Raw genomic sequence first — 24,699 nt, forward strand, 5'->3', positions numbered from 1 at the left:
AAGTCTGGCAGCAATAAACTAGCTCGACGCGCAGGGAACAGAGTCAGAAGAGGAAAGCGTCCCGCGCCAGGGATGGCGCGGGCAGAGCGACCAGGGACTGGCTTGAGCGTCTTTCCGATCTGACCGTGTTCCCTGAGCAGGCTCACTCTCCACAGAGAATCCGGCCAGACTTTGTTAATGAGTCTGAATAACCAATCAGCCGCGGCGCTGTTTAACCGCTGCCGCCAGCTGACGCAGCACCTTGTCCGTATCTTCCCAGCCGATACAGGCGTCGGTGACACTTTTGCCATAGACCAGCGGCTCGCCGCTCTCCAGACTCTGGTTGCCTTCCACCAGATGACTCTCAATCATCACACCGACAATCGCCTGCTCACCGTTAATCAGCTGCTGTGAGACATCGTCTGCTACGATCATCTGACGCTGGAACTGCTTGCTGCTGTTGGCGTGGCTGAAATCGATCATCACCTGCTGTGGCAGACCCGCTTTTGCCAGGCCCTCTTTGACCTCTGCAACATGCTGCGCACTGTAGTTCGGCTCTTTGCCGCCGCGCAGAATGATGTGGCAGTCATCGTTGCCGCTGGTTTCCACAATGGCGGAGTGACCATACTTTGTCACTGACAGAAAACAGTGTGGCGATCCCGCTGCGTTAATCGCATCAATCGCGACCTTGATGGTGCCATCGGTGCCGTTTTTAAAGCCAACCGGGCAGGAAAGACCGGATGCCAGCTCGCGGTGTACCTGAGATTCCGTGGTGCGCGCACCAATCGCGCCCCAGCTCATCAGGTCAGCCACATACTGCGGGGTAATCATATCCAGAAACTCGCCCGCTGCCGGTAAGCCGCTGTCGTTGATCTCCAGCAGCAGCTTACGCGCCAGACGCAGACCGTCGTTAAGCTGGTAGCTGTTATCCATGTAGGGGTCGTTAATCAGCCCTTTCCAACCCACCGTGGTGCGCGGCTTTTCAAAATAGACCCGCATGACCACTTCCAGCTCGCCTTTCAGCTCATCACGCAACGCCAGCAGGCGGCCTGCATACTCTTTCGCCGCTTCGGTGTCATGAATTGAACAGGGTCCAATCACCACCAGCAGACGATCGTCCTTGCCCTGCAGGATCTGATGAATCGCCTGACGGGCCTGTGAAACGGTCTGCGCAGCACGATCGGTCGCCGGGAATTTTTCGAGCAGCGCAACAGGAGGTAACAGCTCTTTAATCTCTTTGATGCGTAAATCATCGTTCTGGTAATTCATACTGATTCCATATTATTTCTTGCCCGACGCCCGCCGGACACATCCTGCCCAATGTAGCCCGAAGCGCCAGGGGTGTAAATTCCTGCTGCGGGTTAAATGTGCGGGTCATATTTGCATTAATCAGCTTAGCGACTAGACTTTTTAATGGTAAGCACTGAGGAAAGTCCCGCTTACCTTATTTAATTACCCTGTTTAAGCCAACTGGCGAATTTTATTTCGTCAGGAATTTTTTTACCCGAAATTGCACCTCTGGGCTTAAAGCCTCTTCATTTATTAACGGGAGCATAATGATGAAAAAGTTTGCCTTAATCTTTTTGACAGCAGCAATGACACTGAGCAGCGGCGCGGTACTGGCTGCAGACAGCAGCAGCAATAACGGTACAGCGAATCAGGCAGCCAGTGCAGGTGCAGCGGCGGGTGGAGCAAAAGAGAATCTGCCACCAAATAATGTTGATAACAGCAAAATTAATAACACTGGCACCGACACAAATCCTGCAACGTCTGGCAGCACCACCAGCCATGGTAATATGTCTGCTAACGAAATGGACCAGAACGCCCAGTGTAAAGATGGCAAATGTCCGAACATCAATAAAAAAGTTCAGACTAAAGTGGGCGGCGGTGACGTAGATACCAAAACCGACGGCACCACCCAGTAATTCTGTTTAAAACCAGGAGAGCTGACGTTCTCCTGGTTTTTCTCCCCTCTGCCCCACTCTTCCGCTATGCTAATCCTGTGAAATTTACAGGAAATCCTTCATGGCCGTTTTGCTTCTGATTGACGATCATCCGCTGGTTGAAGTGGCACTGGAAGCTGCCCTGAGCCAGTCACCCATACCTATTAAACTCCTCTCTGCCATCAGTGAAAAAGCCGCCCGCCCCTTACTTCAGGAGCCACTGGACATTATCGTGCTGGATATCGGCCTGCCGGACAGTGATGGCCTGGAGTTTCTTCGTCGTCTGAAGATCCATCGGCCTGATTGCCCGGTGCTCATCTACTCTGCTCAGCAGACCCGCCACTATGTGCGTCGCGCCCAGGCGCTGGGTGCGGCCGGTTACGTGGTAAAGAGTCAGCGCATGACGCAATTACTCAGCGCCATCCTGGCGGTGCTGGGCGGTCAGACGGCCTTTCCGGTGATGGATGATGAGCCTGAGCTGCCCCTGACCCAGAAGGAGCGTCAGATTCTGGCACTGCTGGCCAGTGGACTATCCAATCTGCAAATCGCGGCTCAGTTGCACATCAGTAACAAAACGGTCAGTACTCATAAAAAGAACATTCTGGAAAAAACCGGAGCCCGCTCAGTAGTGGAACTGGCTGACCTGTGGAAAGCCCAGCAGTGAGGGTTATTCTGCTGATCCTGCTGTTCTGGTGCGGCACCGGGCTGGCTGAGGTGCGTCCGGTGAGCAGCGTGAATCTGCCGATGATGCTGCCGGTGACGCACGCGGAAACGATGCAGGGCAGGATCCTGCGCGTCGGCCTGCTGGAAGAGAACCACGCGCCCTGGGCAATGCGCATCGGCAATGACCTCTATGGCATCAATGCCGACTATCTTTCCGCGCTGCGACAGCTGACCGGTGCGCAGTTCACGCTTAACCTCTACAGCGATCAACCACATCTGATGCAGGCGCTGACCAGCGGCCAGATCGATTTTGCGCTGGGCATGTGGAGCGACCCACTGCCACCCGGCACCCTGAGCAGCGAAAACTGGTTCAGCAGTCCGCTGCGGGTTTACCGCAATCAGCAAAACCAGCGTGCCGTGATGTTTAACAGCCAGAATGCCTCGCTTGCTATCAGTGACAGCACGCTGGCACAGCTGCCATCTGCGCTGGCGGCCCGTCACAGCTGGCAACGCTACAGCAGCGACCTGCAGGCGCTCTATACCCTGCTTAATCAGCAAAATGACTATGTGGTGGCAGATGAGACCAGCGCCGGTTTTCTGCTGAGCCAGCTGCAACAGGGCCAGATTTATCAGATCGCCTCCCATATTGAGGCCGGCCAGCTCAACCTGCGCGCGGTGGCGCGCGATCCCCAGCTTATCAGCTGGATAAATCAGAGCCTGCGTCAGTTGCCTGCAGAACTGATGAACACGCTGCAGGCACGCTGGAGCAGTACGCTGCCGCGCTATCAGGACACCCAGACTCTGATGCTCAGCCCCGCTGAGCGCGCCTGGATTGCCGATCATCCGCGTATTACCTATACCGCCGAACCGGACAACTATCCCTGGAGTTATCGCGATGCCAGCGGAACTGCCCGAGGCTATGGCGTGGATTTGCTGAAAGCGATTGCGCAGAGCACCGGATTAGCGTTTGAGCCGGTGTGGGTCAGTAATCCCCGTCAGGCCAGCACGCTGATTCAGCAAAAGCAGGCAATGCTGCAGCTGATGCAGCCGCTGAATGGCGATGCGATGCAGAGCACGTCGCTGCCGGTGTGGCGTGCGCTGTGGGGCATTTATAGCGTCCAGTCCGATACGCTGGCTCACTGGCGCGACCTGCAGGGCAAGCGGATCGGCGTGTTGCAGGATGACCTGGCGCTGCGTCTGCTGCCTGCGGATCTCAAGCCACAGCCGTTTGCCGATCGTAATAGTCTCTATGACGCGCTGGCAAAGGGGCAGATCGATGTGCTGGTCGATAACGTACTCTCCGCCCGCTGGCGCATCGCCAGCCGGGATGATGCCCGTATTCATCTCGCCTTTGCCGCCAGCGATATCGCCTGGCCGATCGCGCTGGGCGTCACGCCTGGCCAGCCGGTGCTGCGCACCCTGCTGGATCGCGCGCTGCAGCAGATCCCGGCTGACACACAGAGCCAGATGCGCGACAGCTGGTCAACCCCGCCGCAGCCCGGCAGCGTGATAGCGATGCGTTCGCTGCCGATGATGGTGCTGGCGGTGGCAGGTGCGGCCATTGTGCTGCTGCTGTTGCTGCTGGCGCGCCGCTACTGGCAACAGCGCCGGGAACGTCAGCAGCGTGAACAGGCGGAACATGCCAATGCAATGAAAAGCCAGTTTCTGGCGACCGTCAGTCATGAGCTGCGTACCCCAATGCAGGCGATCCTGGGTCTGCTGGAGCTGGAGAAGCAGCAGCACAGCAGCCAGAACCTTTCGCTACTGCACAGCAGCGCACAATCGCTGCTGACTCTGCTGAATGACCTGCAGGATCATGCACGCATCGAGAGCAACAGTTTTACCCTGGCACCTCGCCCGCTGGCGCTGGCGCAGTGGCTCGATCAACAGCAGCATTTTTATCATCCGTTGATGCGCGCTGACGGCCCACGTCTGATCGTCGAGGCGCTGACGCCGCTGCCTGGCACCGTATTGATTGATGCCGACCGCCTTCAGCAGGTTGTAAACAACCTGATGACCAATGCGCTAAAATTCACCCGCCACGGCGCGATTCGCCTGACGCTGGCCGCACAGCAACAACAGTTGATTCTGACAGTGAGCGACAGCGGCAGCGGTATTCCGCCAGAGGAGCAGCAGAAGCTGTTTGATCCCTGGTATCAGGCGCCGTCCGGTAAATCGGTTTCGGTGCAGGGCAGCGGCCTGGGGCTGTTTATCTGCCGGGAAATGGTGCTGCGGATGGGCGGCGACATCCGGCTCGCCTCTGAACCTGGGCACGGTACTCAGGTCACCGTGACGCTGCCGCTGCAGATCTGTGCACCGGTAAACCACGCAGACGACACGACCCTGCCCGGCTTTCCACAGCTTAGGGTGGCGATTGTCGATGACCATCCAGCCAATCTGCTGGTGATGCAGCAGCAGCTGGCGCGCTTTGCAATTCAGGCTGACATCTTCGAACAGGGACGCGCACTGCTGCAGGCCGACGCAAAGCAGCCTTATGATCTATTGTTTATCGACCAGATGATGCCGCGCCCTGACGGTACGCTGTTGTTGCGCATATTGCGTCGTCGTGACCGCCAGCGCAGACGTCAGGCGATGCGGGTGCTCTGCTCGGCTGACGCGCAGCTGCTGTCGCAGTCACCTGAGGCGGGCGAGCGTGTGCTGATTAAACCGGTGCAGTTAGCCGATCTCAGCGCGCTGCTGGCAGAGTGGCAGCAGGAGTGGCAGGACGATCCGCTGGCGACACTGGATGACAACCTGTGGCAGCTGGCGCAGCAGAATGACAAATTCCTCAGCCGTCTGAGCCAGACGTTGCACAGTACGGTGACACAGGACCTGGCTGTGATGCGTGAGGCACACGAACGCGCAGACTGGACGCAGTTCGCCGAAGCAGCACACCGGATGAAAGGAAGCTGCTTGCTGGCAGGGCTGGAGCATGGCGCGCAACTCAGCCAGCAGCTGACGGAGCAGGTTAAACAGCATCAGGACACGTCTGAGACGTGGCAATTACTGATATTATTCGCAAACAGGTTACTGAAAAAACTGGAATCTTATGGCACATACCCACACTCATAGCGGGCAGGATAGTAATCGCACGCGTCTGGCGGCCGCCTTCGGGGTGACAGTCGTCTTCATGGTTGCTGAAGTCATTGGCGGCTGGCTCTCAGGTTCACTGGCGCTGCTGGCGGACGCCGGGCATATGCTGACCGACGCCGCCGCTCTGCTGATGGCCTTGCTGGCGGTCCATTTCTCACGCCGTAAACCTAATGCACGCCACACCTTTGGCCTGCTGCGTCTGACCACGGTAGCGGCATTTGTTAACGCGATTGCGCTGCTGGGCATTACCGTGCTTATCGTCTGGGAGGCAGTGCGTCGCTTTGCCGACCCGCAGCCGGTGACGGGCGGATTGATGCTGGGGATCGCGATTGGCGGCCTGCTGGCCAATATTCTGTCATTCTGGCTGCTGCATCACGGCAGTGGAGAAAAGAACCTCAACGTGCGGGCTGCCGCGCTGCATGTCATGGGTGACCTGCTGGGTTCGGTGGGCGCGATTGTGGCGGCGGTGATTATTCTGCTGACCGGCTGGACGCCTATCGACCCGATTCTGTCACTGCTGGTCTCCCTGCTGGTGCTGCGCAGCGCCTGGGCGCTGCTGCGTGAAAGTCTGCAGGAGTTACTGGAAGGGACACCGCATTCGCTGGATGTGAACCGGCTGATACGGGATCTGACGCTGAACATCGCCGAAGTGCGCAATGTTCACCATGTGCATCTGTGGCAGGTCGGCGAAAAGCCGCTGCTGACGCTGCATGCGCAGGTGATCCCGCCTTACGATCACGATGCGCTGCTGCATCGTATCCACGACTATCTGCGCCAGCACTATCAGATTGCGCATGCGACCGTGCAGATGGAGTATCAGCCCTGTGCCGGTGCCGAGTGTGAACTCGGCTTAAGCAGCGCTGCTGCCTCCGGCCATGATCACAGTCATTCTCACGACCCTGATCATGACCACGCTCACGCTAAAGGCGAAGCCCACACTCACTGAGCCGAGAGCGCGCGGGAACCCTGTTGCCGCGCGCTGCGGATCCACATACGCGATCCGTTCAGCGCAATCAGCGTCAGAATCACATACTCCAGCGACATCGCATACACGCCCTGACGGGCGAAAATCATCACGCTAATCACGTTGATGATGACCCACAGCAGCCAGTTCTCAACATATTTGCGTGTCATCAGCACCATCGCCGCAATCGACAACACCATCAGGCAGGAATCCCAGAACGGGAAAGCATCCGGCTGCAACGCGGGCATCGCTACCGACAGGCCAAGACCGTTCATCAGCGTCACCGCTGTACGGGTTAACAGCGCAAACACCGGATCGATATAGAGGGTCATCAGCGCAATGGCGATCACACAACCCGCCGCCCAGGCCAGCGCTTTGGGCAGTGGCAGCCAGCGGATTTTCAGCTCGACCTGATGATCGGCGGTCTGACGGCTCCAGGCGTACCAGCCATAGATATTGGCGGCAAAGAAGAAGAGCTGCAGCAGGAGGCTGGCATAGAGCTGGATCTGAAAGAAGATCACCGCAAACAGCGTCACGTTGATCAAACCGAACGGATAGTTGATGATTTTTTCCAGGCTGGCAAACCAGATACAGAGTAAGCCCGCCAGCGTGCCGATGGCCTCAATCCATGAGAGATCGTAGCCCCCGGCACCCAGAGGAATATGAACCAGAATATTATGTGTGCTGAAGAAATCCATGCTGAGCACCTGTCCGGGAACGCTTAGGCGTTGCCCTTCACGTTGAGTTTAAGTTCCGCTGCAAAGGATAGCATGCGATTAAGCGGCAGTAACGCCGCCTCACGCAGCGCCTCATCCACGTGAATCTCATGTTCCGCCCCGCCCGTCTCCAGCGCCTCTGCGATGGCTTTGAGGCCGTTCATTGCCATCCATGGACAGTGAGCACAACTGCGGCAGGTTGCGCCCTCACCCGCGGTCGGCGCTTCCAGCAGCTCTTTGTCCGGTACTGCCTGCTGCATCTTGTAGAAGATGCCGCGATCGGTGGCGACAATCATCTGCGGATGTGGCAGGGATTTCGCCGCCTGAATCAGCTGGCTGGTCGAGCCGACCGCGTCCGCCAGATCGACAATGGCCTGCGGCGACTCCGGGTGCACCAGCACCGCTGCGTCGGGATAGAGCGCTTTCATACGCTGCAGCGCCTGGGTTTTAAACTCGTCATGCACAATGCAGGCACCCTGCCAGCAGAGCACATCCGCCCCCGATTTATGGGTGACGTAGCGGCCAAGATGACGATCCGGTGCCCAGATGATCTTTTCGCCCAGGCTGTCGAGATGCTCAATCAGCTCAACCGCAATGCTGGACGTCACTACCCAGTCGGCCCGCGCTTTGACAGCCGCTGAGGTATTGGCATAGACCACGACGGTGCGATCGGGATGGGCATCACAGAAGGCGTTAAACTCTTCGATTGGACAGCCCAGGTCCAGGGAGCACTCCGCCTGCAGCGTCGGCATCAGCACGGTTTTTTCGGGACTGAGGATTTTGGCGGTTTCGCCCATAAAGCGTACGCCTGCCACCAGCAGTGTGGTGGCAGAATGGTGGCTGCCAAAGCGCGCCATCTCCAGCGAGTCAGAGACGCAGCCGCCGGTCTCTTCCGCCAGCGCCTGAATTTCCGGATCGGTATAGTAGTGCGCCACCATCACCGCGTTACGCGCCTTCAGCAGCGCTTTGATTTTCTCACGGTAAAACGCCTTCTCGTCGTCACTCAGACGAGCAGGTTTAGGTGGAAAAGGGTAAACGGCGCTTTCAGGATCGAACATCACACTCATGACACAGCTCTCGTTTTATCTAATTAACGAAAATCGCCTGATAAGGCGAATAATGGCGATGAATCCGCCGTCGTGTTTTATATGCTAAACACGATAACGGAAAAGTCAGACTGTGTCGTGGGATTTTTAGTCCGCCTGTATCACTAACTGGACCGGCTCTGGAGCCGCTTTGTCGGGAAGCGACTGCGGCGCTTCCAGCGCCAGCAGGAAAGCTTTGATATCCAGCCCGCCTGCAAAGCCGGTCAGCTTGCCGTTGGCACCGATCACGCGGTGGCATGGCGCAACAATGGAGAGTGGATTACGGCCATTGGCCGCGCCGACCGCCCGTACTGCCAGCGGATGGCCGATCTCTCTGGCAATCTGGCTGTAGCTGCGCGTTTCACCAAACGGAATCGCCACCAGCGCTTGCCAGACTTTTTTCTGAAACTCGGTACCAACAAAATCGAGCGGCAGCTCAAAGCAGCGACGCGCACCGGTAAAGTACTCGCTGAGCTGACGCTCAGTTTCAAGCAGGATGGGATGATCGTCATCGCGCGTCTGGGGCAAAAATCGGGTGCGCTTCGGATCATCATTTTCCCACAAGATGCCCGCCAGGCCACTGTCGCTGGCGACCAGTTTCAGCTCGCCTACCGGGGTAACTATCGGTTTGAAGTAGTACATAGTGATTCTCCCGTCACGGTTTCATCGCCTATTATCGCACTTTTCATCAGCCTGACTGGCTGTTTTCGGTCATGGTTCTAAACTGTTGTGCTGTCCGAAAACAGCCAGTCTCTCGGGATTCACCATTGTAGGCTGTGCTTATTTACCGGAGAAATACCATGATCGATCCCGACATTGCTTATCAGGCGCTGACCTCTCGTGATACCCGCTTTGACGGCGTTTTCTTTGTGGGCGTGACGTCAACCGGTATCTATTGCCGTCCGATCTGCCCGGTCAAAGCACCCATGCAGAAAAATTGCCTTTTCTTCAGCAGCGCCGAGGCAGCGGAAAAAGCGCGCTTCCGTCCCTGCCTGCGCTGCCGGCCAGAACTGGCACCCGGCAATGCGCCCGTTGATCAGCCGCATCGTGTGGCGGAGCGGCTGATTCAGCGCATTGAGGAAGGCATGCTGGAGGAGCGCGAAGGTCTGGAAGCGATTGCCGCTGAATTCGGCCTTAGCCTGCGTCAGCTGCGCCGTATCGTGCAGCTTGAACTCGGCGTCTCGCCGATGGAGCTGAAGCAGACGCGGCGTATGCTGCTGGCAAAACAGCTGCTGACCGAAACACAACTGCCGGTTACAGAAGTCGCCTACGCCAGCGGTTTCAGCAGCCTGCGTCGCTTTAATGATGTGTTCCAGGCGCGCTACCGCATGACGCCGAGCGCGCTGCGTCGGGACGATACGGGCACTCAACGTGCGCAGCCCGGCGACCGCGTGACGCTGCGGCTGGCCTATCGCCCACCCTACGACTGGGCAGCGATGCTCTGGTTTTTGCAGACGCACCTGATGAAGGAGGTCGAAGCAGTGGAAGATGGCAGCTGGCGACGCACCGTGGCGCTGGGTCGCTGCCGGGGTTGGGTCAGCGTTTCCCATCTGCCGCAGAAGAACGCATTGCAGGTGACGCTCTCAACGTCCCTGACGCCAGTGCTGCCTCTGCTGCTGCGCCGTCTGCGTGACCTGTTCGATCTTGACGCGCAGCCGCAGCGTATCGCCACCTGCCTGGCCCAGGATCCGCTGCTGGCGCCCAGCCTGATCGCGCATCCGGGTCTGCGCGTGCCTGGCGCGTTTGACGCTTTTGAGCTGGGCGTGCGCGCCATTATCGGCCAGCAGGTAACGGTCAAAGCAGCCACCACGGTCAGCAGCCGCTTTGCCGCCGCCTTCGGTGAGCCCTGCGAGACGCCTTTTGCCGATCTCACCCGTTATACCGCGCTTCCTGAACGTATCGCCGGGCTGACGGTGGACGATGTTGCACCGATGGGCATTGTCAGCGCCGCGCGCTCCCGCGCCATCATCGCCTTTGCCAGCGCCTGCGCCAGCGGTGACCTGCGTCTTAGCGCCGCTCAGCAGCCTGACGAGGTGATAAAAAAGCTGGTCAGCCTGCCGGGCATTGGCCCCTGGACAGCGCATTATATCGCGATGCGCGCCCTGCGCTGGCCGGATGCTTTTCCCAAAGAGGATATCGCCATCCGTAACAACCTGGGCGGCCTGTCATCCAAAGAAGCGGAAGCGCGCTCGCAATCCTGGCGTCCCTGGCGCAGCTATGCGGTGATGCATATCTGGGAGAGCCTGGCGGTGGCAAAGGTGAAGAAAAAGGCGTGAGGGCGAGATTTGGGGGCAACTCTGCCAACAATACAGAAGCTCAACGCGCAGCGAACAAGGTCAGAAGAGGAAAGCGTCCCGCGCATGGGACAAAAACGCCAGTGATGCTTTCAGACTGTTGAGGAAAGCAAACCAGGGTAATTTTCCCAACATTACAGATGCTCAACGCGCAGGGAACAGGGTCAGAAGAGGAAAGCGTCCCGCGCCAGGGACGGCGCGGGCCGAGCAGGTCAGGGATGACGGCTTTTACGTCTTTCCGATCTGATCCTGTTCTCTGCGCAGGCTCGATCAAACAGCGGGCAGCGACAACCTCAAGCACTTGAGGTGTTTTGCTTCTTCAAAGTGAGTTAGTGCCGCAGAAACGAAAAAAGCGCCCTGAGGGCGCTTCTTTCTTAATGGGTGGGTCGTGCAGGATTGCCTCGGCCCTTCCAGGGCCTCACCCTCCGGGTGATGCTAACGCATCAGCCTGAATCGCCGGGCGATTCAGTCGAACCTGCTGCAGGTTCTCACCCTGCACGATAAAGTCCGTGCCCCGGAAACGAAAAAAGCGCCTTAAAGGCGCTTCTTTCTTAATTGGTGGGTCGTGCAGGATTCGAACCTGCGACCAATTGATTAAAAGTCAACTGCTCTACCAACTGAGCTAACGACCCGCTGGGGGCTTACAACCGTTCAGCGCGCCAGGCGGCTGAGGTAAGATGGTGGGTCGTGCAGGATTCGAACCTGCGACCAATTGATTAAAAGTCAACTGCTCTACCAACTGAGCTAACGACCCATCTTAGGTTGTGAAGCAATGCTGAAGTGTTCTTCTTAAAACAGCGCGGTAAAAGCGCGTCTGAAGGAGATGGTGGGTCGTGCAGGATTCGAACCTGCGACCAATTGATTAAAAGTCAACTGCTCTACCAACTGAGCTAACGACCCATCTTCAGGCTGACCAGACACTTTTCAATGTGTCCCGGCAACGGCGGCATATATTACTGATTTAGCGGGGTAGCGCAACTCTTATTTCTGCTAAATGCTTCAGTTGCTTACCTTTCATACGGCAAGACCAGAAATCACACGATATCTGGTCTGAACCGGACAAATTACAGGCCTGCCAGACGTTTCTGCGCCTGTTTAGCAGATTCGGTGTCTGGATAAAGTTTGATCACCTGCTGGAAGACCGCTTTGGCTTTCGCCGTATCTTTCTTCTCCTGCATGATGACACCCACTTTCAACAACGCTTCTGCAGCTTTCGGCGACTTCGGATAATTCTTCACCACCGTGGCGTAATAATAAGCCGCGTCGTCCTTTTTGCCTTTGTTGTAGTTCAGCTGACCCAGCCAGTAATTCGCATTCGGCTGATAGGTCGAATCAGGGTAACGTTTTACCCACGCCTGAAGCGCGCTGATCGCCTGGTCATACTGTTTCTTCTCCAGAATCAGCGCCACAGCCGCATTGTAATCGCTGTTGGCATCGCCGGTCTGCGCGGGTGCGCTCCCCGTGGATGCTGCCGCGCCTGCGGTTGCTGCTGCGCCTGTATCCGCTGCGGCGTCGCTGCCGGCAGCCTGCTGCCCGCCGCTGCTGCTGGCGCTGCTTAGCGTGTCAATCTGCTGGTAGAGCTGCTTCTGCCGCTCAACAACCTGATTCAACTGATACGTGTTTTGCTGGATTTGCCCACGCAGCGCATCAATATCACGCTGGTTATCACTCATCTGCTGCTGCAGTTGCTGCATCAGCTGTGCCTGGGCATTAGAGATTCGTTCAAGAGTGGTGACACGGTCTTCGACCGAGCCGGAGCCAACGTTACTGATTGACGCTTGGGCATTAGCGGCCCAGGGGGCCGCTACGCCAATCAGTAACGACAGACTCAACAGATGACGTCTGAAGTTACTAACCATGTGATTCTCTTAGTAGACCAGTACGGCACGACGGTTTTTAGAATACGCTGCTTCGTCATGACCCAGAACGGCTGGCTTCTCTTTACCGTAAGAAACGATAGACATCTGATCAGCCGACACGCCTTTACCCTGCAGGTACATTTTAACGGCGTTAGCACGACGTTCGCCCAGGGCGATGTTGTATTCCGGCGTACCGCGCTCATCCGCGTGACCTTCAATGGTCACTTTGTATGATGGGTTGCTGCGCAGGAAGGTCGCGTGCTGATCCAGCATCTGTGCGTAATCAGACTGAACGTCATACTTGTCCAGGCCGAAGTACACGATGTTGTTCTGCTGCAGCTGCTGCATCTGCAGACGAGCCTGCTCGTCAGAAGACATGTTGCCGCCGTTACCGTTCATGCCAGAGTTTGCACCGTAAGCGCCATCAGCGCCCATGCCAGTCTGGTCATTGTTGTTGTTTTTGTGTGAGCTACAAGCCGCTACTGCCAGAACCGGCAGAGCCAGCATCAAACCCTTCAGCACTTTGTTCAGTTGCATTTCAAAAATCCCATTATTGTTTATTGTTTGCGATGTCTGAACTGTCAGACATTACAGATACGGCGACCAGGCAGGAAATTTGACCTGTCCATCAGTTGCCGGAAGACGCGCTTTGAAACGACCGTCGGTTGAAACCAACTGCAGCACGGAACCCATCCCCTGAGTAGAGCTATAGATTACCATTGTGCCGTTTGGTGCCAGGCTCGGCGTTTCATCCAGGAACGTGTCCGTTAACGTTTGAACGGCTCCCGTTTCCAGATCCTGTTTGGCGACGTGTTGAGCACCACCGCTGGTGCTAATCATCACCATAGATTTACCATCTGTTGCGACATCCGCATCCTGGTTCTGACCACCTTCCCAGGTAATACGCTGCGGCGTGCCGCCGTTAAGGCCGACTTTATAGATCTGAGGCGCACCCGCCTGATCCGAGGTATAAGCCAGCGTCTGGCTGTCCGGGAACCAGGTTGGTTCAGTGCTGTTATAGCGGCCATCTGTCACCTGACGCGTCTGACCTGACGCCAGATCCATCACATAGAGGTTCAGACTGCCGGTTTTAGAGAGCGCGAAAGCGAGCTTAGAGCCATCTGGCGAAAACGCCGGTGCACCGTTATGACGTGGATAAGAGGCGACCTGACGGATAGCACCGTTAGACAGCGTCTGAACCACCAGCGCAGATTTGCCGCTTTCAAAGGTCACGTAGGCAACTTTGCTGCCATCCGGAGACCAGGCTGGCGACATCAGTGGCTGTGGTGAACGATGTACCACAAACTGATTGTAACCATCGTAGTCAGCGACGCGCAGCTCATACGGGAACTGACCGCCGTTGGTCTGCACGACATAGGCGATACGGGTACGGAAAGCACCTTTAATGCCGGTCAGCTTCTGGAACGTCTCATCACTGGCCGTGTGGGCAGCATAACGCAGCCACTGTTTAGTCACTTTATACGAGTTCTGTGCCAGTACGGTACCTGGCGCACCGCCGGTATCAACCAACTGGTAAGAAACCTGATAGCTGCCATCCGGGTTAGAAGCAACCTGACCGACGACAACGGCATCAATGCCGAGCGCGCTCCAGGCGGCAGGCTGAACTTCCTGCGCGCTGGCAGGCTGCTGTGGCAGACGCGAGCGATCCAGTGGATTAAATTTGCCACTGTTGCGCAGGTCAGCCGCCACGATACCGCCGACATCTTCTGGCGCGGCACCCGCACCCGCCCATTTAAACGGCACCACACCAATCGGGCGCGCGGTGTTAACACCCTGGGTGATCTCAATTCGAACTTCTGCATGCAGCATGGCTGCCCACAGCAGGATAAAAAAGCCTAACGTAACGCGAAGAGCTTGCTTCATTTTATCTCCCTTATCTGAACCTCAGTCCACGATAATTGGCACTGTTCCTGGAAACCACGAGTACAACTTAAGTACGGCAAGCTAAACATAGATCAACTTGCCGACCGTGACTGCATTATTGCGGTTTAAAACGCATCGGGGCGTTTTTAAACACTTCGTAGACCGCCTGCGAAGGCGGCTTCGGAATACGTGCCTGTTTGGCGGCAGCAATCGCGGCCTGACAGAGCGCGGGATCGCCCCCCTCTGACTTAACATCAATCAACAAGCCATCAGGCGCAAGTTTAATCCGCAAATCACAGGTTTTTCCGCGATACAGATCGGCATCGTAGAATCGGCTCTGAATCGCGCTCACAACCTGACCCATGTAGGAGTTGATCTCCGCGCCTGATGCGCCCGCTTTCTTCTGGTTGCCCTGCCCTGCTGCGCCACCTGAGGTGCCGCTTTTCGGTGCATTTTTGCCGGAAGCGAGTCCACCCAGTAAATCATCGACATCGCTGTCGTTAGCCGCATCAGCGGCCGCTTTCGCTTTGGCATCTGCTTTGGCTTTAGCAGCGGCATCCGCTTTTGCTTTGGCTGCCGCATCGGCTTTGGCTTTTGCCGCGGCATCGGCTTTCGCCTTGGCAGCCGCTTCTGCCTTCTCTTTTGCGGCTTCTTTGGCCGCCTCAGCTTTCTCTTTCGCGGCTTCAGCGGCCTTCTCTTTCGCCGCCTCTGCGGCTTTTTCTTTGGCTTCTGCAGCTTTCTCTTTCGCTTCTTCGGCCGCTTTGGCTTTGGCATCCGCCGCCGCTTTCACTTTGGCCTCAGCCGCCGCTTTGGCATCCGCTTCAGACTTTGCTTTGGCTTCCGCAACGGCTTTCTCTTTTGCCGCGGCCGCCGCCGCGGCTTTCGCCTGCTGATCAGCCTGCTTCTTTGCGTCGGCAGCGGCCTGCTTCGCCTGCTCGGCGGCGGCTTTTGCCTGTGCATCCGCCTGGGCTTTCGCATCCGCTTTAGCTTTGGCTGCCGCTGCTTCAGCGGTTTTCTGCTGTTCCTGAGCCTGCTTAGCGGCCTCTTCAGCTGCTTTCTGTTGCTCAGCCTGCTGTTTAGCCTCTTCTTTCGCCGTTTCCTGCGCGGCCAGACGCTCTTTTTCCAGCGCTTTCAGACGCTGCTGTTCAGCGGCCTGTTTCTGTTGCAGCTCTTCAGCCTGCTGCTGCGCCTGCTTTTTACGCTGCTGCTCAGCCCGCTGGCTGTCACTCTGCTGGTTCTGCTGACGATTGTATTGACTTACGACGGCACCAGGATCGACCATCACTGCATCAATATCACTGCCACCACCACCCGCACTGCTGGGGTCAACATGCTCATTAAACGAGCTCCAAATCAGCAGCGCGATCAGCACGATGTGCAGAATCACCGAAATGATTATCGCGCGCTTTAACTTCTCGTTTTGCTCGGTTGCCTTCGACACACTCGGTTCCCAAAAAACGGTTCGATTTTAAATCGGCTGCGTCATCAAACCGACAGATTTAACACCCGCCTGATGCAGCAGGTTGAGCGCTTTAATAATTTCATCGTAAGGCACCTCTTTCGCGCCCCCGATCAAAAAGACCGTCTTAGGATTTGCTTCCAGTCGACGCTGCGCTTCGCTGATGACCTGCTCAGGGGGGAGTTGGTCCATACGATCGTGATCCACGACCAGGCTGTACTGCCCCACGCCCGCTACTTCGACAATTACCGGCGGATTATCGTCGCTGGAAACCGTTTTTGAATCGGTCGCATCCGGCAGATCCACTTCCACGCTCTGGGTAATAATGGGTGCCGTCGCCATGAAGATCAGCAACAGCACCAGCAGGACGTCCAGTAGCGGAACGATGTTGATTTCCGACTTCAGGTCGCGGCTTTTGCGACCACGTACTCTGGCCATCATTAACCTCTATTTACTTAGCGCTATCGCTGGAGAAAGCCTGGCGATGCAGGATGGCAGTGAACTCTTCCATAAAATTGTCGTAGCCCTGCTCCAGTTTGTTTACGCGCTGGTTCAGACGGTTATACGCCATGACCGCCGGAATCGCGGCAAACAGGCCGATTGCGGTCGCAATCAGTGCTTCAGCAATACCCGGTGCCACCATCTGCAGCGTCGCCTGCTTCACCGCGCCCAGCGCGATAAAGGCGTGCATAATTCCCCAGACGGTACCGAACAGCCCGATGTAAGGACTGATAGAGCCGACCGTTCCCAGGAACGGAATGTGGTTTTCCAGCGCTTCCAGCTCGCGGTTCATTGAGATGCGCATAGCACGACTCGCCCCGTCAATGACCGCTTCCGGCGCATGATTATTGGCGCGATGCAGGCGGGCAAACTCTTTGAAGCCGGAATAGAAAATCTGCTCCGAGCCACCCAGTTCTTCCCGGCGCTCCTGGCTCTCCTGATACAGGCGCGAGAGTTCGATGCCGGACCAGAATTTGTCTTCAAACGCCTCCGCTTCTCTTCCCGCCGCATTCAGAATACGTGTGCGCTGAATAATGATGGCCCAGGAGGCAATAGAAAAGCCGATCAAAATCAACATGATAAGTTTGACCAGAAGGCTCGCCTTCAGGAACAAATCAAGAATGTTCATGTCAGTCACTGCTTGAACTCCGCGACAATAGACTTGGGAAGCGCAATCGGCTTCATCAGGTGTGGGTTAATGCAGGCAATCAGGACTTCTGCCTCATTGAGCACTTTGCCTTCAGTATTCACGATACGCTGCGTGAACGTCATGGTAGCCCGTGTCATTGATGTGACCTCACTCTGGATCTCCAGAAGGTCATCAAGACGCGCCGCCGCCAGATAGTCCACCGATATGCGCCGTACCACAAAAGCGATCTGCTGTTCTAACAGCGTCTGCTGATTGAAATGGTGCTGTCGCAACATTTCGGTACGTGCTCGTTCATAAAAAGCGATATAGCTGGCGTGATAAACCACACCACCGGCATCAGTATCTTCGTAGTAGACCCGAACCGGCCAGCGAAACAGCGTTGTACTCACTCTACATCCCGGCCTCGTTTTAAACGTTGCTACTATACGCAAGAGAATTGGGGTTGGGAATGGGTCGCCAGAGCCAGGCGAAAATAATTATCGCTCCGTAACAAACGGAACGATTTCAGAGAGATTTATTGACCCGGCGCTGACAAATATTCACTGACAGCGCGGGTGAGGCGGGGATTAAAGGTAAAAACGGTAAAGCGCAATCAATAACACCAGCAGAGCCGGTAACGGCGTAAACAGCGCCTGCCATCGGGTTTTCCGTGGCCGGAAACCCACACCGTGAATTACGCCGCAGCAGACCGCCCAGATCAGCACCAGCCCCTGCAGAGCAGGAAGCTGGCCCGCCTGATTAGCAAAACGGGTCGGATCCCACATCACGCCGCCCGCCGTCAGCAGCGCCAGCAGCAGTGAAAGGGCCCGTAACGGGCCCTTATCCATCAGATCATAGAGCATCCGAATTGGCGTGCGCATCAGTGAGTCTCATCCTGCGCTTCAACGTGTTCAATCGCCAGAGCGGTCACGATACCAAAGGCACAGGCCAGCAACGTGCCGAGAATCCAGGCAAAATACCACATGCGACATCTCCTTTATTAATAGAGTGAGTGACTGTTGCTTTCAATCTGCTCTTTGGTAATACGGCCAAACATCTTCCAGTAGCACCAGGTGGTGTAAATCAGAATGATTGGGACAAAGATAGCGGCGGCCACGGTCATGGTTTGCAGCGTCAGCAGACTGGACGTTGCGTCCCACATTGTCAGGCTGGTCCCCGGCACGGTGCTGGATGGCATAATGAACGGAAACATCGCAATGCCGGCGGTCATGATGACGCAGGCCAGGGTCAGTGAGGAGAACAGGAACGCCCAGGCGCCCTTCTCAACCCGCGAGCAGAGTACGGTAAGCAGCGGCAGCACTGAACCGAGCAGCGGGAACAGCCACAGTACAGGATGGTTCTGGAAGTTGACCATCCAGGCACCCGCTTCGCGTACGACAGTTTTTCCCAGTGGATTCGAGGCGGCGAAGTGATCCACTGTGCTGGTCACCACATAACCATCGATACCGTATTTCACCCAGACACCCGCCAGGATGAAGCAGACCATCATCACCAGCGCGGCAAGTTGTGCAGCGGTACGCGAACGCAGATGCAGTTCGCCAGTAGTGCGCATCTGCAGGTAGGTTGCGCCCTGCGCCAGAATCATCGCCACACTGACCACACCCGCCAGCAGGCCAAACGGATTCAGCAGCTGGAAGAAGTTGCCGGTATAGAACAGGCGCAGATACGCATCGGCATGGAATGGCACGCCCTGTAACAGGTTGCCAAAAGCCACGCCAATCACCAGCGGCGGCACGAAGCTGCCAATAAAAATGCCCCAGTCCCAGGCACCGCGCCAGCGGTTATCTTCAATCTTCGAGCGGTAATCGAAACCGACCGGACGGAAGAACAGCGACGCGAGCACCAGAATCATCGCCACATAGAAGCCGGAGAAGGCTGCCGCGTAAACCATCGGCCAGGCAGCAAATAGCGCGCCACCCGCGGTGATCAGCCAGACCTGGTTACCGTCCCAGTGCGGAGCGATACTGTTAATCATGATGCGACGTTCAGTATCAGTGCGGCCCAGCATGCGCGTCAGCATCCCGACGCCCATATCAAAACCATCTGCGACAGCAAAGCCAATCAGCAGCACGCCGATCAGCAGCCACCAGACAAAGCGCAGAACTTCATAATCAAACATGGTCGCTCTCCTTATCCCTGAACCGGCTGAGTGGTTGCCGTGATCTGCTCATGATGATAACGCCCGGTTTTCAGGCTGCTCGGCCCAAGGCGGGCGAATTTGAACATCAGGTACATCTCTGCCACCAGGAACAGCGTGTAGAGTCCGCAGATCAGGATCATCGAGAACAGCAGATCGCCAACAGTCAGCGAGGAGTTGGCCACTGCTGTCGGCAGGATTTCACCGATAGCCCAGGGCTGACGACCATACTCCGCCACGAACCAGCCTGATTCGACAGCAATCCAGGGTAAGGGAATACCAAACAGCGCCGCTTTCAGTAACCAGCGGTTTTTGCCGACGCGATTGCGTATTACGCTCCAGAAGGAGAGCGCGATGATACCCAACAGCAGTACGCCACACAGCACCATGATGCGGAAGGCGAAGTAGAGCGGCGCCACACGTGGGATAGAGTCCTGCGTCGCCTGTTTGATCTGTGCTTCGGTCGCATCCGCTACGTTGTCGGTATAGCGCTTCAGCAGCAGACCATAACCGAGATCCTGCTTGTGGCTGTTGAACGCGTCACGTACTGCGGGATCCTGACTGCCGCTGCGCAGTTCATTCAGCAGGGTGTAGGCTTTCATGCCATTACGGATACGCACTTCATGCTGAGCCATCAGATCTTTCAGACCGGTGACCGGCTTATCGATGGACCGGGTCGCGATAAGGCCCAGCAGCCACGGGATCTGCACGGCATACCGGTTCTCCTGCGTTGCCTGATCGGGCAGGCCAAACAGCGTAAATGACGCCGGGGCTGGCTGGGTTTCCCACTCCGCTTCGATAGCGGCCAGCTTGGTTTTCTGCACGTCGCCCATTTCGTAGCCTGACTCATCGCCCAGCAGAATCACGGAGAGCACCGCCGCCATACCAAAACTGGCCGCGATAGCGAACGAGCGTTTAGCAAAAGCAATGTCACGCCCTTTCAGCATGTACCACGCGCTGATACCCAGAATGAACATCGCGCCGGTGGTGTAACCGGCCGCAACGGTGTGAACAAATTTAACCTGCGCCACCGGGTTCAGTACCAGCTCAGAGAAGCTGACCATTTCCATGCGCATGGTTTCGAAGTTGAATTCCGAGGCGATGGGATTCTGCATCCAGCCGTTGGCAACCAGAATCCACAGCGCAGACATATTCGAGCCCAGCGCCACCAGCCAGGTCACCGCCATGTGCTGCACTTTACCCAGCCGATCCCAGCCAAAAAAGAACAGGCCGACAAAGGTCGATTCCAGGAAGAACGCCATCAGACCTTCAATGGCGAGCGGCGCACCGAAGATATCGCCGACGTAGTGAGAGTAATATGACCAGTTTGTCCCGAACTGAAATTCCATGGTCAGGCCTGTGGCGACACCCAGCGCAAAGTTAATACCAAATAACTTGCCCCAGAACTTCGTCATATCTTTATAAATTTGTTTGCCGCTCAGGACATAAACCGTCTCCATGATCGCCAGCAAAAACGCCATACCCAGCGTTAAAGGGACGAACAGAAAATGGTACATCGCTGTTAAGGCAAACTGTAACCGCGACAGTTCGACGATATCTAACATAAGGACTCCTTGCTCCTCGCTTTGTCTCTGTCACGCGCGCGATCAGAACGAACGTAATCAGAGTCAGGAACGGCTGTTTATTGATTCCAGTTTTTTATTACCAGCAGAACAGATCTGTGAGCTGCCCGAACAGGCGAGTAGCGAATGAAGCAGCTCTGAAAATTGTCAATCCGCGCTTTCATTAACGCGTGCTTTAACAGGAGGAAAGCGGGTGTCATCCCGGGTTGAGCAGACGTTTGAAAATTTGTGTAAAAGGCTGGATTGATGCAGCGCAATTTACGCTCTTAGCGTTGCGCTTTGCCAGCGATATAGTTGGATTTAAATCGTGATTAATTGATCTGGATTAACGCAATAAGTTTCCAGATAAAGTCAGGTGGGTTTCTTGTTAATGAGATGTCATTAATGAAATAAGGCGGGGAAAAAATAGTTTACCTTTGATACTTTTTTTTAACGCAACCAATACCTGAATGGTTATCTGACTCTGCCCTCTTCTTTTTAATTGTCTGAGTTAAGACTGTGCGTTACCGGCATAAAAAAAGCCACCCGGAGGTGGCTTAGTCTCAGATGACGCCGACTTAATTTGCCGGTAATACGGCTTTAACCGCGTCACCGATGTCAGCCAGGCTGCGAACGGTCTTCACACCTGCGGCTTCCAGCGCAGCAAATTTCTCATCTGCTGTACCTTTACCACCGGCAATGATGGCGCCAGCATGGCCCATGCGCTTGCCTTTCGGCGCGGTTACGCCAGCAATGTAGCCCACAACCGGTTTGGTCACGTGCTCTTTGATGAAGGCGGCGGCTTCTTCTTCTGCGCTACCACCGATTTCACCAATCATCACGATCGCTTCAGTCTGTGGATCGTCCTGGAACATTTTCAGGATGTCGATGAAGTTAGAGCCAGGGATCGGGTCACCACCGATGCCGACGCAGGTTGACTGGCCGTAGCCGATGTCAGTGGTCTGCTTAACCGCTTCATAGGTCAGGGTGCCTGAACGGGAAACGATACCGACGCGGCCCGGCTGATGAATGTGGCCCGGCATGATGCCGATCTTACATTCGCCTGGGGTGATCACGCCCGGGCAGTTTGGACCGATCATCCGCACGCCCGCTTCATCCAGCTTCACTTTCACAGTCAGCATATCCAGGGTCGGGATACCTTCGGTGATGGTGATGATCAGTTTGATACCTGCTTCAATCGCTTCCAGGATGCCATCTTTACAGAAAGGCGCCGGAACGTAGATCACGGTGGCGGTTGCGCCGGTCGCTTCTACCGCTTCGCGTACGGTGTTGAACACCGGCAGGCCAAGGTGAGTCGTGCCGCCTTTGCCTGGCGTTACGCCGCCAACCAGCTGGGTGCCGTATGCCAGCGCCTGCTCAGAATGGAAAGTCCCCTGGCCACCGGTGAAACCCTGGCAAATGACTTTGGTGTTTTTGTCGATCAGAATGGACATTATTTACCCTCCGCGGCAGCAACAACACGCTGTGCGGCGTCTGTCAGGCTGGTTGCTGCAATGATGTTCAGACCGCTGTCCGCCAGTTTCTGTGCGCCCAGCTCGGCGTTGTTACCTTCCAGACGTACCACCACTGGCACGTTCACACCCACTTCAGCGACTGCGCCAATGATGCCATCGGCAATCAGATCACAGCGTACGATACCGCCGAAGATGTTAACGAAGACGGCTTTAACCGCATCGTCAGACAGGATGATTTTGAAGGCTTCGGTCACGCGCTCTTTCGTTGCGCCACCGCCGACATCAAGAAAGTTGGCTGGCTGACCGCCATGGTGCTTAACGATGTCCATGGTGCCCATCGCCAGACCTGCGCCGTTAACCATACAACCGATGTTGCCTTCCAGCGCAACATAGTTCAGTTCCCACTGTGTCGCATGCGCTTCACGTGGATCTTCCTGGCTTGGATCGCGCATTTCGCGCAGCTCTGGCTGACGGAACAGGGCATTGCCATCGGCACCCAGTTTGCCATCCAGGCAGATCAGATCGCCCTGTTTAGTGATGACCAGCGGGTTGATCTCAACCATCGCCAGATCGCGCTCCAGGAACAGGGTCGCCAGACCCATGAAGATCTTGGTGAACTGTCCTACCAGCTTGCCGGTCAGGCCAAGTTTGAACGCCAGCTCACGGCCCTGATAAGGCTGCGGGCCGGTCAGGGGATCCAGCGCCATTTTGTGGATCAGGTGCGGGGTCTCTTCCGCCACTTTTTCGATTTCCACGCCGCCTTCGGTAGAGGCCATGAAAATCACGCGACGCGTTGCGCGATCGACCACCGCGCCCAGGTAGAGCTCCTGATCGATGTCGGTTGCCGCTTCAACCAGAATCTGGTTTACCGGCTGGCCGTTTGCGTCTGTCTGATAGGTCACCAGACGTTTGCCCAGCCAGTTTTCAGCAAATGCGCGAATCTCTTCTTTGCTGTTAACCACTTTCACACCGCCCGCTTTACCGCGGCCACCGGCATGAACCTGACATTTAACTACCCACGGGCCTGCGCCAATTTTAGAGGCTGCTTCTTCCGCTTCACGTGGTGTAGTACAGGCGTAACCCGTTGGTGCCGGCATGCCATACCGTGCAAACAGTTGTTTCGCCTGGTATTCGTGTAAGTTCATGATGTTCTATCCATTCAGGTCTGAAAAGAGTATTGAGGTTGGGCGCGCGAGGCGCGCCCGGTGAAAATCAGACATCCAGCAGCAGACGCGCCGGATCTTCCAGCATCTCTTTCACTGCAACCAGATAACCCACTGATTCACGGCCATCGATCAGACGGTGGTCATAAGAGAGCGCCAGGTACATCATTGGCAGCACCACGACCTGACCATTGACCGCCATAGGGCGATCTTTGATAGCGTGCATGCCCAGGATGGCGCTCTGCGGTGGGTTGATGATTGGGGTGGACATCAGGGAACCAAAGACGCCGCCGTTGGTAATGGTGAAGTTACCGCCGGTCAGATCGTCAACTGTCAGCTTGCCGTCACGGCCTTTCACTGCCAGCTCTTTGATTTTCTTCTCAATGTCCGCCATGCTCAGCGCATCAACGTCACGCAGAACGGGGGTCACCAGACCGCGTGGCGTAGAGACCGCGATGCTGACGTCGAAGTAGTTGTGGTAAACCACATCTTCGCCATCGATGGACGCATTCACTTCCGGATAGCGTTTCAGTGCTTCAACAACCGCTTTGATGTAGAAGGACATAAAGCCCAGACGTACACCGTGACGCTTCTCGAAGGCCTCACCATACTGCTTACGCAGATCCATGATGGGCTTCATGTTAATTTCATTGAAGGTCGTCAGCATCGCCGTGCTGTTTTTCGCTTCCAGCAGACGCTCGGCAACGCGCTTACGCAGACGGGTCATCGGCACGCGTTTTTCGCTGCGATTCGCCACGGGTTGCTGCACGGCTGCAGTTTCTGCCGCTGGTGCGGCGGCTTTGGCAGCCTGCGGTTTGTTGGCCAGATGTTTTTCAACATCTTCACGGGTCAGACGACCACCCACACCGCTGCCTTTGATCTGTGAGGCATCAAGATTGTGCTCTGCAATCAGACGGCGGATAGCCGGGCTGAGCGCATCGTTGCTCTCTTCTTCCAGTGACGCAGTCTGACGCTGAGCCGGGGTAGACTCTTTGCTTTCAGACTTCGCGCTACTCTCTTTACCGGCGCTGTTGCCCTCTTTCAGACGACCCAGGATCTGGCGGGAAGTGACGGTGGCGCCCTCTTCTTCCAGAACCGCTTCCAGGATACCGTCAGCAGAGGCTGGCACTTCCAGTACAACTTTGTCAGTTTCGATTTCGACCAGCACTTCATCGCGAGTGACTGCATCGCCTGGTTTTTTATGCCAGGTTGCCACAGAGGCATCGGCAACCGATTCAGGCAGGTCGGGAACGAGAATATCTACGCTACTCAT

The 24,699-nt window shown here is 56.2% G+C and carries 23 protein-coding genes, 3 tRNA genes and 1 other RNA gene; 5 read left to right on the plus strand and 22 right to left on the minus strand.

Annotated elements, in window-relative coordinates:
* Nucleotides 1-195: 195 nt before the first annotated feature.
* The gene (gene aroG / locus K6R05_RS13320; RefSeq protein WP_161736267.1) at nucleotides 196-1,248 is read right to left on the minus strand and encodes a 3-deoxy-7-phosphoheptulonate synthase AroG; all 1,053 of its coding nucleotides are present in this window, start codon (nucleotides 1,246-1,248) and stop codon (nucleotides 196-198) included.
* A 287-nt stretch (nucleotides 1,249-1,535) separates the two neighbouring features.
* On the opposite strand from aroG, the gene K6R05_RS13325 reads away from it, so the two are divergent.
* The 4 genes from K6R05_RS13325 (at nucleotide 1,536) to zitB (ending at nucleotide 6,624) form a co-directional block, all read left to right on the plus strand.
* Entirely contained in the window at nucleotides 1,536-1,904 is a 369-nt protein-coding gene (locus K6R05_RS13325; protein ID WP_202605056.1) for a YbgS-like family protein, read from the plus strand.
* Between the two features lie 100 nt (nucleotides 1,905-2,004).
* Nucleotides 2,005-2,586, plus strand: coding sequence for a response regulator transcription factor (locus K6R05_RS13330; protein ID WP_161736266.1), 582 nt, complete (start codon nucleotides 2,005-2,007; stop codon nucleotides 2,584-2,586).
* On the plus strand, nucleotides 2,568-5,657 hold the full coding sequence (locus K6R05_RS13335; protein ID WP_222924336.1) for a hybrid sensor histidine kinase/response regulator: 3,090 nt from the start codon (nucleotides 2,568-2,570) through the stop codon (nucleotides 5,655-5,657). The genes K6R05_RS13330 and K6R05_RS13335 overlap by 19 nt, the downstream gene beginning before the upstream one ends.
* Entirely contained in the window at nucleotides 5,635-6,624 is a 990-nt protein-coding gene (zitB, locus tag K6R05_RS13340) for a CDF family zinc transporter ZitB (protein WP_222924338.1), read from the plus strand. The genes K6R05_RS13335 and zitB overlap by 23 nt, the downstream gene beginning before the upstream one ends.
* Here zitB and pnuC read toward each other — a convergent pair.
* From pnuC to K6R05_RS13355, 3 genes are all read right to left on the minus strand, one after another.
* On the minus strand, nucleotides 6,618-7,340 hold the full coding sequence (gene pnuC, locus K6R05_RS13345) for a nicotinamide riboside transporter PnuC (RefSeq protein WP_161736263.1): 723 nt from the start codon (nucleotides 7,338-7,340) through the stop codon (nucleotides 6,618-6,620). The two genes, zitB and pnuC, sit on opposite strands and share 7 nt — an antisense overlap.
* Nucleotides 7,341-7,363: 23 nt before the next feature.
* Complete coding sequence (gene nadA / locus K6R05_RS13350; protein ID WP_222924340.1) at nucleotides 7,364-8,425, minus strand: quinolinate synthase NadA; 1,062 nt, start codon at nucleotides 8,423-8,425, stop codon at nucleotides 7,364-7,366.
* A 126-nt stretch (nucleotides 8,426-8,551) separates the two neighbouring features.
* Nucleotides 8,552-9,085 carry a methylated-DNA--[protein]-cysteine S-methyltransferase gene (locus K6R05_RS13355; RefSeq protein ID WP_222924342.1) on the minus strand — a complete coding sequence of 178 codons (534 nt, stop codon included), beginning with the start codon at nucleotides 9,083-9,085 and terminating at the stop codon, nucleotides 8,552-8,554.
* Nucleotides 9,086-9,243: 158 nt separating this feature from the next.
* Between K6R05_RS13355 and K6R05_RS13360 the strand changes: the two genes are divergently transcribed.
* Complete coding sequence (locus K6R05_RS13360) at nucleotides 9,244-10,719, plus strand: AlkA N-terminal domain-containing protein (RefSeq protein ID WP_222924343.1); 1,476 nt, start codon at nucleotides 9,244-9,246, stop codon at nucleotides 10,717-10,719.
* A 397-nt stretch (nucleotides 10,720-11,116) separates the two neighbouring features.
* Here the strand turns inward: K6R05_RS13360 and K6R05_RS13365 are convergent.
* The 18 genes from K6R05_RS13365 to odhB all read right to left on the minus strand — a co-directional run bounded on the left by K6R05_RS13365 (nucleotide 11,117) and on the right by odhB (nucleotide 24,699).
* Nucleotides 11,117-11,250, minus strand: a non-coding RNA gene (locus K6R05_RS13365) — RtT sRNA.
* 43 nt (nucleotides 11,251-11,293) lie between these two features.
* Nucleotides 11,294-11,369: transfer RNA gene (locus tag K6R05_RS13370), tRNA-Lys, on the minus strand.
* A gap of 46 nt (nucleotides 11,370-11,415) precedes the next feature.
* Nucleotides 11,416-11,491 (minus strand) — tRNA-Lys (locus tag K6R05_RS13375).
* A gap of 70 nt (nucleotides 11,492-11,561) precedes the next feature.
* Nucleotides 11,562-11,637 (minus strand) — tRNA-Lys (locus K6R05_RS13380).
* Nucleotides 11,638-11,801: 164 nt separating this feature from the next.
* Entirely contained in the window at nucleotides 11,802-12,596 is a 795-nt protein-coding gene (gene cpoB, locus K6R05_RS13385; protein ID WP_161732155.1) for a cell division protein CpoB, read from the minus strand.
* 9 nt (nucleotides 12,597-12,605) lie between these two features.
* Nucleotides 12,606-13,133, minus strand: a complete 528-nt coding sequence (gene pal / locus K6R05_RS13390; RefSeq protein WP_003853135.1) for a peptidoglycan-associated lipoprotein Pal — start codon at nucleotides 13,131-13,133, stop codon at nucleotides 12,606-12,608.
* Between the two features lie 51 nt (nucleotides 13,134-13,184).
* Nucleotides 13,185-14,480 carry a Tol-Pal system beta propeller repeat protein TolB gene (gene tolB, locus K6R05_RS13395; RefSeq protein WP_013357155.1) on the minus strand — a complete coding sequence of 432 codons (1,296 nt, stop codon included), beginning with the start codon at nucleotides 14,478-14,480 and terminating at the stop codon, nucleotides 13,185-13,187.
* A 115-nt stretch (nucleotides 14,481-14,595) separates the two neighbouring features.
* Nucleotides 14,596-15,921 carry a cell envelope integrity protein TolA gene (gene tolA / locus K6R05_RS13400; RefSeq protein WP_222924350.1) on the minus strand — a complete coding sequence of 442 codons (1,326 nt, stop codon included), beginning with the start codon at nucleotides 15,919-15,921 and terminating at the stop codon, nucleotides 14,596-14,598.
* A 27-nt stretch (nucleotides 15,922-15,948) separates the two neighbouring features.
* Entirely contained in the window at nucleotides 15,949-16,377 is a 429-nt protein-coding gene (tolR, locus tag K6R05_RS13405; RefSeq protein WP_013357153.1) for a colicin uptake protein TolR, read from the minus strand.
* A 13-nt stretch (nucleotides 16,378-16,390) separates the two neighbouring features.
* A complete protein-coding gene (gene tolQ, locus K6R05_RS13410) occupies nucleotides 16,391-17,077 on the minus strand; it encodes a Tol-Pal system protein TolQ (protein ID WP_003853142.1) in 687 nt (228 codons plus the stop codon).
* The gene (ybgC, locus tag K6R05_RS13415) at nucleotides 17,074-17,478 is read right to left on the minus strand and encodes a tol-pal system-associated acyl-CoA thioesterase (protein ID WP_010260759.1); all 405 of its coding nucleotides are present in this window, start codon (nucleotides 17,476-17,478) and stop codon (nucleotides 17,074-17,076) included. Before ybgC ends, tolQ begins: the two co-directional genes overlap by 4 nt.
* Nucleotides 17,479-17,655: 177 nt before the next feature.
* A complete protein-coding gene (gene ybgE, locus K6R05_RS13420; RefSeq protein WP_161732151.1) occupies nucleotides 17,656-17,949 on the minus strand; it encodes a cyd operon protein YbgE in 294 nt (97 codons plus the stop codon).
* Complete coding sequence (cydX, locus tag K6R05_RS13425) at nucleotides 17,949-18,053, minus strand: cytochrome bd-I oxidase subunit CydX (RefSeq protein ID WP_013357150.1); 105 nt, start codon at nucleotides 18,051-18,053, stop codon at nucleotides 17,949-17,951. Before cydX ends, ybgE begins: the two co-directional genes overlap by 1 nt.
* 15 nt (nucleotides 18,054-18,068) lie before the next feature.
* Nucleotides 18,069-19,208 (minus strand): cytochrome d ubiquinol oxidase subunit II, encoded by a 1,140-nt coding sequence (cydB, locus tag K6R05_RS13430; protein WP_161732149.1) that lies wholly within the window; start codon nucleotides 19,206-19,208, stop codon nucleotides 18,069-18,071.
* An 11-nt stretch (nucleotides 19,209-19,219) separates the two neighbouring features.
* Nucleotides 19,220-20,791 carry a cytochrome ubiquinol oxidase subunit I gene (gene cydA, locus K6R05_RS13435; RefSeq protein ID WP_161732147.1) on the minus strand — a complete coding sequence of 524 codons (1,572 nt, stop codon included), beginning with the start codon at nucleotides 20,789-20,791 and terminating at the stop codon, nucleotides 19,220-19,222.
* 575 nt (nucleotides 20,792-21,366) lie between these two features.
* The gene (gene sucD, locus K6R05_RS13440) at nucleotides 21,367-22,242 is read right to left on the minus strand and encodes a succinate--CoA ligase subunit alpha (RefSeq protein ID WP_161732145.1); all 876 of its coding nucleotides are present in this window, start codon (nucleotides 22,240-22,242) and stop codon (nucleotides 21,367-21,369) included.
* A complete protein-coding gene (sucC, locus tag K6R05_RS13445; protein WP_003853151.1) occupies nucleotides 22,242-23,408 on the minus strand; it encodes an ADP-forming succinate--CoA ligase subunit beta in 1,167 nt (388 codons plus the stop codon). Before sucC ends, sucD begins: the two co-directional genes overlap by 1 nt.
* Before the next feature lie 67 nt (nucleotides 23,409-23,475).
* Nucleotides 23,476-24,699 carry a 2-oxoglutarate dehydrogenase complex dihydrolipoyllysine-residue succinyltransferase gene (odhB, locus tag K6R05_RS13450; protein ID WP_222924352.1) on the minus strand — a complete coding sequence of 408 codons (1,224 nt, stop codon included), beginning with the start codon at nucleotides 24,697-24,699 and terminating at the stop codon, nucleotides 23,476-23,478.

Origin of the sequence: Pantoea alfalfae, assembly GCF_019880205.1 — a bacterium.
Taxonomy (GTDB): Bacteria; Pseudomonadota; Gammaproteobacteria; order Enterobacterales; family Enterobacteriaceae; genus Pantoea; species Pantoea alfalfae.